Below are 7,975 nucleotides of genomic sequence, written 5' to 3'. Positions count from 1 at the left end.
GTCGACCGCTACGGCGTGCGGTTGCGCGTCGAAAGCGCCGACGGCGACCGTGACGTCCGGCTCCCGTTCCGCCGGCCGGTTGACGACGTCACCGGCCTGGGCCAGGCCATCCGGGTGCTGATGGGCTGCCCGTTCGTTAACGGCTTGCGGGCCCGCCGAGACTGACCGGCGGTCCGCCCCGGTTACCGTGGCGAGGTGGCATTCCCGCCGGATAAGCCCCTGAGTTCCGCTGACGCCGAGCCGACGCAGCGGCGCACGTTGCGCATCGAGCTCGTCGTCGTGTTGGCGGTGACGTTCGGTCTGTCCGCCGTCACCGCGATCCTGCAGCTTGCCGACTCGGTGTTGCGCAACCTGAGCGCTCAGCGGATTCCGCTCAATCCGCGCCGGTCTTACTTCGGCTTGATCGACCTCGGCCTGAATGCGACCTTCGTCGTGCAGCTTCTCGCGTGGGGTGCGCTTGGCTTATACCTGTTGTGGCGCAGCGGATTTAGTCCGGCCCGGATCGGGTTGGCGCGCTTCGAGTGGCGCGCCGACCTGGGCGGCGGCCTCGGCTTGGCCGCGCTGATCGGCCTACCCGGGCTGGGGCTCTACCTGGCGGCGCGGGCTTTACACCTCAACGCGTCGGTCATCCCGTCCAGCCTGGGCGACACCTGGTGGCGGGTGCCGATGCTGCTGCTGGTCGCCTTCGCCAATGGCTGGGCCGAAGAGATCATCGTCGTCGGTTATCTGCTCACCCGGTTGGAGCAGCTGGGTGTCGGCTCGCGGGTGGCGCTGGTGTGGTCGAGCGTGCTGCGCGGCGCTTATCACCTCTACCAAGGCTTCGGCGCCGGGTTGGGCAATGTCGCGATGGGCCTGGTGTTCGGGTATGCGTGGCGGCGCACCGGCCGGCTGTGGCCGCTGGTGATCGCCCACGGCATCATCGACGCCGTGGCTTTTGTCGGGTATGCCGTGCTGGCCGGGCATCTGCGCTGGCTGCATTGATATGACCAATGCCCCACGCGTGCGACGACCAGCGCCGCCCGGCCCGCCACCGCCACGCCCGCGCATGCCGCGAAGGCGCAAACGAGCTTGGGGCCAACTGATTTCGCTGAGCCTGGTGGTCATCGTTCTGCTGATCAGTGCCGGCCTCTTGGGCGGAACGCTGTGGATGGAGACGGCGCTGCACCGCGAGCCGGTGCTGACCGACTATCCCAGCCGGCCAGCCTCCGGGCAGGGCAGCACCTGGCTGCTGGTCGGCTCGGACAGCCGCCAAGGCCTCACCGCCGAACAGCAGCAGGCCCTCGCCACCGGCGGCGACACCGGTAACGGCCGAACCGACACCATCCTGCTGGTCCACGTGCCGGCGTTCGGGTCACGCACGCCGACGACGATGGTGTCCATACCGCGCGACTCCTACGTGCCGATTCCCGGATACGGCCGCGACAAGATCAACGCGGCGTTCGCGATGGGCGGGGCGCCGCTCCTGGCGCAGACGGTCGAGCAAGCCACCGGGTTGCGGCTCGACCATTACGCCGAGGTCGGATTCAGCGGCTTCGCTGTGCTGGTCGACGCGCTGGGCGGGGTCACTGTCTGTCCGGCCGCGCCGATCAACGATCCACTCGCGGGTGTCGACCTACCGGCCGGGTGCCAAAAACTCGGCGGCCGCGACGCACTCGGCTTCGTCCGCTCCCGGGACACGCCGCGCGCCGACCTCGATCGCATGGTCAACCAGCGGCGGTTCATGTCGGCGGTGTTGCACCGTGCCGCGAGCCCGGCGGTGTGGCTGAACCCATGGCGGTGGTATGCGGTGGCGCATGCGGCGGCCGGTGCCCTGACCGTCGACCACGGCGATCACGCCTGGGATATGGCCCGGCTGGGTTGGGCGCTGCACGGATCCACCGTCGCGCTGACGGTCCCGATCGGCGAGTTCACCAGTAGCGGCGCCGGCGCGGTGGCGGTGTGGGATCACGACAAGGCGGCCAAGCTGTTCGACGCGCTGGCTGCCGATCAACCGGTGCCGTCGGCCGTCCTCGAGGATCCGATTTAGTGGACGTCGGCGCCGGTCAGGCCTTGATCAGGTGAGTCGAGCCAGGCCTTGACCTGGCCCGGATGGTGGGTGGCGAGCCATGCCACCCCGACGTCGCGGCAAAATCGGACGTCCGCGTAGTTGTCGGCACTCCAGCAATACAGTGCCCGGCCCTGGGCCGCCGCACGGTCGACGAGTTCGGGATGTTCACGAAGGGTGGCCAGCGACGGCCCGACCGCGGTGGCTCCGATTGTGCTGGCCGCGCTGCTGGCCAGGTACAGATGGCTCCTGCCGAGCAGCACCGTGGGAAGCAGCGGGGCCGCGCGCCGAATGCGCCACAGCGCCGCCGCCGAAAACGACATCACCACCGCGCGGGACCGATCGGCGGACGCGGGCGCGGCGATGCCGAAGCGATGCAGCAGCGCCAACAGCTTGCTTTCCACCAGTGCGCCGTAGCGGACGGGATGCTTGGTCTCGACGAAGATCTTCACCGGCCGTTTCCAGTCCAGCACCAGCGCGACGAGGGCGTCCAAGGTCAGCAGGCCGGTATCGCCGTGGGTGCCATCAGCACGCCAACTGCCGTGCCACGCACCGTATTCCAGCTCGCGCAGCTCGGCCAGCGTCATCGTGCTCACCAGACCGGCGCCGGTCGACGTCCGGTCCAGCCGGCGATCGTGCACACAGACCAAGTGGCCGTCGCGGGTCAGCCGGACATCGCATTCCACGCCGTCGGCGCCCTCCCGCAGCGCGAGATCGTATGCGGCCAACGTGTGTTCCGGTAGGGCGGCTGACGCGCCGCGATGAGCGACTACGAACGGATGGCGAGACACCACCTCGTCGGCCCGCGTCATGCCACTATGCTGCCGGTTCCGCACCCGTCAACTCAACTGCAGGAGCCGATTTCGGCTCAGCTGTTCCGTCGTCAGCAACCACCACCCAGCGATGGGCGGGCCGTTCGACCGGTTTGCGCTCAAACCCCTCGTAAATCTTGGCCGTGGCCATCGCTGCGATGATCGCCAGCAAGTAGGCGACGATCATCGCCACCGTGTTGTTGGCGATGCCCTGAATATCCTGCGCCCCGCTGGTCACCGATGCGAAAACCGAAGTCAGGCTGCTTAGCAGCCACAACAGCCACCATCCCCAGATGGTGGCGCGCAGCCGCGGGTAGTCGTCCTCCGTTTTCGCCAGCTCGATGACATAGACCAGCGCCCACACCGTGCCGAGCAAGGGCAGACAGCAGACCAGCATGCACCCACCCATCAGCCCCCAGCTCGGTGAACGGCCGAGATTCACCAGCATCACCGCGAAGGCGATCGCCAGCACCATCGCGGCCGACGGCGGCAGCAGACAGCCGATCCGCAGCGCCCACGGCGTACGGGTCTCCGACCTCCCGCGATGGGCGAAAGCCGCGGTGCGGCGCGCCATCAACCATCTCGTCAGCAGCAACGCGTAGGTGATCACCGCCGCTATCGCGGCCAGGCTGGCCAACACACTTACCAACGCCGCCGCATCCGCCACCACCCAATTCAGCAGCGAATTGCGGTTGATGAGCAGCAACAAATAACGCATCAGGTGAACCAGCGCTGCGACGCCCAGCGTCAGCACGGTCGCGAAGAGTGCACCACGCACCCTGCTCGGCGGCGGCGCGTCTCGAACAGTCGAACCCCGCCGGGCAGCATCCGGCTCGACGTGATCCTGCAGGCCCCAGCGCGGTATCACCAAGTATCGCGGGGTCGGCCCCAGCGGGCGGCGCCGACGTCGTTGGGGTGGCGGCGGGCCGGGACGCACTGCGATCCAGCGATAGCCCGGCGGCAGCCGTGGCGGTGTTCGCGTGCCGGCACTCCACCGCTGATCAACGCCGGGCGTCTCGGACGACGGCGCCAGCAGCGTTCCGCGGCAGCGCGGACACCACACACGCTGCCGGTCACGGACATTCCAGCGTGTGCCGCACTGGGAGCACACTTGGATCATTAGCGCCGCTCCTCCTCATCGCTGCGCTCTGCATCGTCGGCAGCGCGGATCACGGCAATAAGCCTAGCGGTCAGATGCTGCCGGGACTGCCGTCGTCGGTGACCACCGGACGTCCGGCGTTGGCCCATGCCAGCATCCCGCCGCTGACGTTGACGGGCGCAAACCCCTTGGCGGCCAGATACTGGGCCACTTTCTGCGAGCGCCCGCCGACCTTGCAGACGACGTACAACTTTGCCTCCGGGTCGATCTCGTTGACCCGGGCCGGCACCTCACCCATCGGGATGTGCCGGGCACCAACGGCGTGACCCTGGCGCCATTCGTCGTTTTCGCGCACATCCAGCAACACCACCGCGGGACCGAATTCGGCGGGCAGGTCGGCGACGTCGGCCTGTGCGACCACGGGTTGACTGTCCATGGCCTCGATCTTGACACGCGCCCAGTCGGCGCGTCGCAGGGCCGCGCCAGCTACCAATGGGTATCCACAGTTTCCACAGGTTTATCCACAGCCAGCTAGGCCAGGTCGGCCGGAGTGAGGCGCGGTAAATCGACCGGCCCGGGTGATCGCTGTGGATAACAACCGGCCAAAATCCAGCCGCGATCGACAGATCCGGCGGCCCCTGAGCGAATTCTTAGCTCGCGTTTATCGACTCGTTACCTCCCCCTTATGGGGGATGTCACACCGCAACGCCCCGGCCGACCCCCGCCCCAACCCAACCGGAACGGTGTCCATCGCCGCTCGGCCGGAGTCGCCGGCCAGCAAAATAGATGCTGGTCAACTAGCCGCGCGCGGTTCAATTTTCCCGCCGCTTCATGACGGGTTATGATCGCGACCACTGGGAGTAGTTGTGACTGATCTCACTGGGGGAGTGTTGGACGCAAAGGGCGGGGTCATCCGATGACAACGCAACCGATCGGACCGCAGTCGGCGGGATCGTCGTCGCGTTGGTACGCCAACTCGGCGACGTGCAGTCGCTCCTACTTGCTCGCCGGTTTGCGCGCCGGCCTGATCGCCCTGGTTTTGCTGGCGATCCTCGCTGTCATCGTTTGGTTCTGACATCCCGCCACCGGGTATCCACGCATCGCACTCGTTGTTGCGGTGCGCGCGGCGATGGAGCAGGGTTGATCATGGTTGACCAACCCAAGCCGCCGCTCCGCTGACAGCCTGCAAGCGGAGCGTCAGAAGCAGATCGGCAACGATCGTCGAAGGAAGGAATCTCGTGGCTGAATACACTTTGCCCGACCTTGACTGGGATTACGGAGCATTGGAGCCGCACATCTCGGGTCAAATCAACGAGCTTCACCACGACAAGCATCACGCCACCTATGTCAAGGGCGCTAACGACGCCGTGGCCAAACTGGAAGAGGCGCGCGCCAAAGAAGATTTCTCGGCGATCCTGCTGCACGAGAAGAACTTGGCGTTCAATCTGGCCGGGCATGTCAATCACAGCCTGTGGTGGAAGAACTTGTCCCCCAACGGCGGTGACAAGCCGACCGGTGAGCTCGCAGCGGCCATTGACGAGGCCTTCGGATCGTTCGACAAGTTCCGCGGTCAGTTCACCTCGGCTGCCACCACGGTGCAAGGGTCGGGCTGGGCTGCGCTCGGCTGGGACAGCCTCGGTCAGAAGCTATTGGTATTCCAGGTTTACGACCATCAGACCAATTTCCCGCTCGGCATCGTCCCGCTGCTGGTGCTCGACATGTGGGAGCACGCTTTCTACCTGCAGTACAAGAACGTCAAGGCCGACTTTGCCAAGGCGTTCTGGAATGTCGTGAACTGGGACGATGTCCAGGCGCGTTACGCCACAGCGACTTCGAAGGCTAAAGGGCTGATCGCCGGCTGACTCCAGTTTGAATTCGCCTGTTCGGGGCGTCGCGCCTTTCGCGCGGCGCCCCGTTCACTATTTCGGCCGTATTTCTTTTTCGAGTTCGTGGGCGTTGCTTGCTCGTGTCAGCTTGCGGGTATTCACCTGCTGACGCATGCTGATCTGATTGACCCACCGGCGTATCGCTGGGTACCCGAAGTATGGCGGAGGGCGAAATGGAAACCGGGTCCGGCCGGGCCGTCGAAGTGGCCCCATTCCATTCTCGTGGTGCCCTGAAAGGGTTTGTCATTTCCGGGCGTTGGCCCGACTCGACGAAAGAGTGGGCACAGCTGTTGATGGTTGCGGTCCGGGTTGCATCGCTGCCTGGATTACTCAACACCACAACAGTATTCGGCGCTCGCGAGGAACTACCGGATGCTCCCGTGCCGGGCACCGTCGGCCTGGTGCTGGCGGAGGGTCCGGTGGTAGGCGAATCCGCCGTTCAGCCAGGCTATTTCGCCGACCATCAGCCGCCGGCACTGTTGATGCTGCATCCGCCGTCGGAGACCACACCGTCACTACCCGAATGCAACGGCGCCGCGTCGGGATGCGTGCTGCTGCCCGGGCTGCCATATCTGGGGCTGGAACACCGCGCCGCATGGGTGGAGGCAGAAGCCGACGGAACGATCACCTCGGTGGTGAGCCGCGTCGGCGTCGACCCGATAAGCCATCCCGACACCGCGATTCTGGCGATGCTGCTCGCTGCTTGAGAGCTCTCAACCGCGCTCACGGGCATCCGCAGTAGACGACGACAGCAAATCTGCTTTTCGAGACTTCAGCGCGACGCGCCGGTTGCCGTAGAGGTCGATCTGCTGAACCAACGAAGCCTCGCGCTGCGAAGGGCTCACGATGAGGGCACGCAGCGCGCCACAATTCGCTTGCTACATCATGTGAATTCGCTGAATGCCGAGCTTGGCGCGCTGCAACGGCGTCGCCAACTAGCGCCACAGCCATGTTTAGCAATGGTCGCAAAGTTTGCACTTGGTTGCGGCGATAACACTCGCTACGATGATCAGCAAATACCACACATGGATAATTGGTCGACCGACCCAGTGGAGGTCATATCGATGAGCACGACATTTGCTGCCCGCCTGAACCGCCTGTTCGACACGGTTTATCCGCCGGGACGGGGGCCGCATACCTCTGCTGAGGTGATCGCGGCGCTCAAGGCGGAGGGCATCACGATGTCAGCTCCCTACCTGTCGCAGCTACGCTCCGGCAACCGCACCAATCCGTCGTCTGCCACCATGGCCGCGCTGGCGAACTTCTTCCGCATCAAGCCCGCGTACTTCACCGACGACGAGTACTACGAAAAGCTCGACACCGAGTTGGCGTGGCTGATGACGATGCGCGATGAGGGCATTCGGCGTATCGCCCTGGGCGCCAGCGGTTTGTCCGCTGAGTCGCAAAAGGACATCGTGCAGCGCGTTGAAGAGCTACGCCGTAAAGAACACCTAGACGCGTAGCTAGCTGCGTTGACGGCGGCCTGCCAGCCACTGACGCCAGCGACGGTCCAAAGCGCGAAAACCGCCCAAGCTCTGCGGCGGGCGACGCTGACCAGTTTGCTGACCAGCGCCGCGGCTTCCCGGCGTGCCGTCTAGTCGGCACAATTCCGATTCGATTACGTCGAGGAATGCATCAACCTCGTCTTCGTTGTATCCGCGCTTTCCTATTGGCGGCTTGTCAAATGCCATGTTCTGCACGTCGAATGCGGTCAGCGAAGAGCTGCTCGGATTAAGCAGACGCTCTTCGACGAGCTCAAGAAACGCGTCAACCTCATCTTCGTTGTATCCCCGTTTTCCTATTGGCGGCCTGCTGAAAGCCACCTTTTTAATATCGGCAGCTGTCAGCGGCGGGCGCTGTGTAGATTCGGCCGGCGGGCCAGCAGCCGCGTTTGCGTCGGTCAGCTGACGTTCGAGTTCGGCGATGCGTTGCTCGGGGTCCTCCTGATCCATCAGCGAATGGTCCCACCTCGCAGGTGCTGCCGCGAACGATCAGAACGGTTACCGGTGTTGCGGACAGTCCTGACGGCGTGCGTCCCTGGCCCTCCCGCTAGGGTTGGCGCATCGACGGGGCATACGCACCTCGATAGTCGACGACATACCGGGGAGGCGATTAGCGAATGGGCCTGTTCGGC

At 65.2% G+C, this 7,975-nt stretch carries 11 protein-coding genes and 1 pseudogene; 7 read left to right on the top strand and 5 right to left on the bottom strand.

The window, feature by feature from the left end:
• From WB785_RS09025 to WB785_RS09015, 3 genes are all read left to right on the top strand, one after another.
• On the top strand, positions 1 to 165 hold a 165-nt coding region (locus tag WB785_RS09025; RefSeq protein WP_424078577.1), incomplete at its 5' end, for a DUF2470 domain-containing protein.
• Between the two features lie 54 nt (positions 166 to 219).
• Positions 220 to 981 carry a CPBP family intramembrane glutamic endopeptidase gene (locus tag WB785_RS09020; protein ID WP_424078576.1) on the top strand — a complete coding sequence of 254 codons (762 nt, stop codon included), beginning with the start codon at positions 220 to 222 and terminating at the stop codon, positions 979 to 981.
• Position 982: 1 nt separating this feature from the next.
• A complete protein-coding gene (locus WB785_RS09015; protein ID WP_424078574.1) occupies positions 983 to 2,026 on the top strand; it encodes an LCP family protein in 1,044 nt (347 codons plus the stop codon).
• Here WB785_RS09015 and WB785_RS09010 read toward each other — a convergent pair.
• The 3 genes from WB785_RS09010 to WB785_RS09000 all read right to left on the bottom strand — a co-directional run bounded on the left by WB785_RS09010 (position 2,023) and on the right by WB785_RS09000 (position 4,391).
• Positions 2,023 to 2,856 (bottom strand): glycerophosphodiester phosphodiesterase, encoded by an 834-nt coding sequence (locus WB785_RS09010; RefSeq protein ID WP_424078573.1) that lies wholly within the window; start codon positions 2,854 to 2,856, stop codon positions 2,023 to 2,025. The two genes, WB785_RS09015 and WB785_RS09010, sit on opposite strands and share 4 nt — an antisense overlap.
• A gap of 4 nt (positions 2,857 to 2,860) precedes the next feature.
• Positions 2,861 to 3,976 carry a DUF4328 domain-containing protein gene (locus WB785_RS09005; protein ID WP_424078571.1) on the bottom strand — a complete coding sequence of 372 codons (1,116 nt, stop codon included), beginning with the start codon at positions 3,974 to 3,976 and terminating at the stop codon, positions 2,861 to 2,863.
• Between the two features lie 70 nt (positions 3,977 to 4,046).
• The gene (locus tag WB785_RS09000) at positions 4,047 to 4,391 is read right to left on the bottom strand and encodes a rhodanese-like domain-containing protein (protein WP_424078570.1); all 345 of its coding nucleotides are present in this window, start codon (positions 4,389 to 4,391) and stop codon (positions 4,047 to 4,049) included.
• A gap of 480 nt (positions 4,392 to 4,871) precedes the next feature.
• Between WB785_RS09000 and WB785_RS08995 the strand changes: the two genes are divergently transcribed.
• The 4 genes from WB785_RS08995 (at position 4,872) to WB785_RS08980 (ending at position 7,304) form a co-directional block, all read left to right on the top strand.
• Complete coding sequence (locus WB785_RS08995) at positions 4,872 to 5,030, top strand: hypothetical protein (protein WP_424078569.1); 159 nt, start codon at positions 4,872 to 4,874, stop codon at positions 5,028 to 5,030.
• Positions 5,031 to 5,193: 163 nt separating this feature from the next.
• Entirely contained in the window at positions 5,194 to 5,817 is a 624-nt protein-coding gene (locus WB785_RS08990) for a superoxide dismutase (RefSeq protein WP_424078568.1), read from the top strand.
• Between the two features lie 197 nt (positions 5,818 to 6,014).
• Positions 6,015 to 6,548, top strand: a complete 534-nt coding sequence (locus WB785_RS08985) for a peptidase (RefSeq protein WP_424078567.1) — start codon at positions 6,015 to 6,017, stop codon at positions 6,546 to 6,548.
• Positions 6,549 to 6,905: 357 nt separating this feature from the next.
• Positions 6,906 to 7,304 carry a transcriptional regulator gene (locus WB785_RS08980; protein WP_424078566.1) on the top strand — a complete coding sequence of 133 codons (399 nt, stop codon included), beginning with the start codon at positions 6,906 to 6,908 and terminating at the stop codon, positions 7,302 to 7,304.
• Here WB785_RS08980 and WB785_RS08975 read toward each other — a convergent pair whose 3' ends face one another.
• On the bottom strand, positions 7,305 to 7,556 hold the full coding sequence (locus WB785_RS08975; protein ID WP_424078575.1) for a DivIVA domain-containing protein: 252 nt from the start codon (positions 7,554 to 7,556) through the stop codon (positions 7,305 to 7,307).
• Positions 7,557 to 7,577: 21 nt separating this feature from the next.
• Positions 7,578 to 7,745 (bottom strand): annotated as a pseudogene (locus WB785_RS08970) (DivIVA domain-containing protein); the annotation flags it as partial.
• Positions 7,746 to 7,975: the final 230 nt, after the last annotated feature.

The sequence above is a fragment of the Mycobacterium sp. genome, from assembly GCF_049585075.1.
GTDB lineage: Bacteria > Actinomycetota > Actinomycetes > Mycobacteriales > Mycobacteriaceae > Mycobacterium.
The sequence above is the reverse complement of the archived record's forward strand: the minus strand, read 5'-3'. Positions and strand labels throughout refer to the sequence as shown.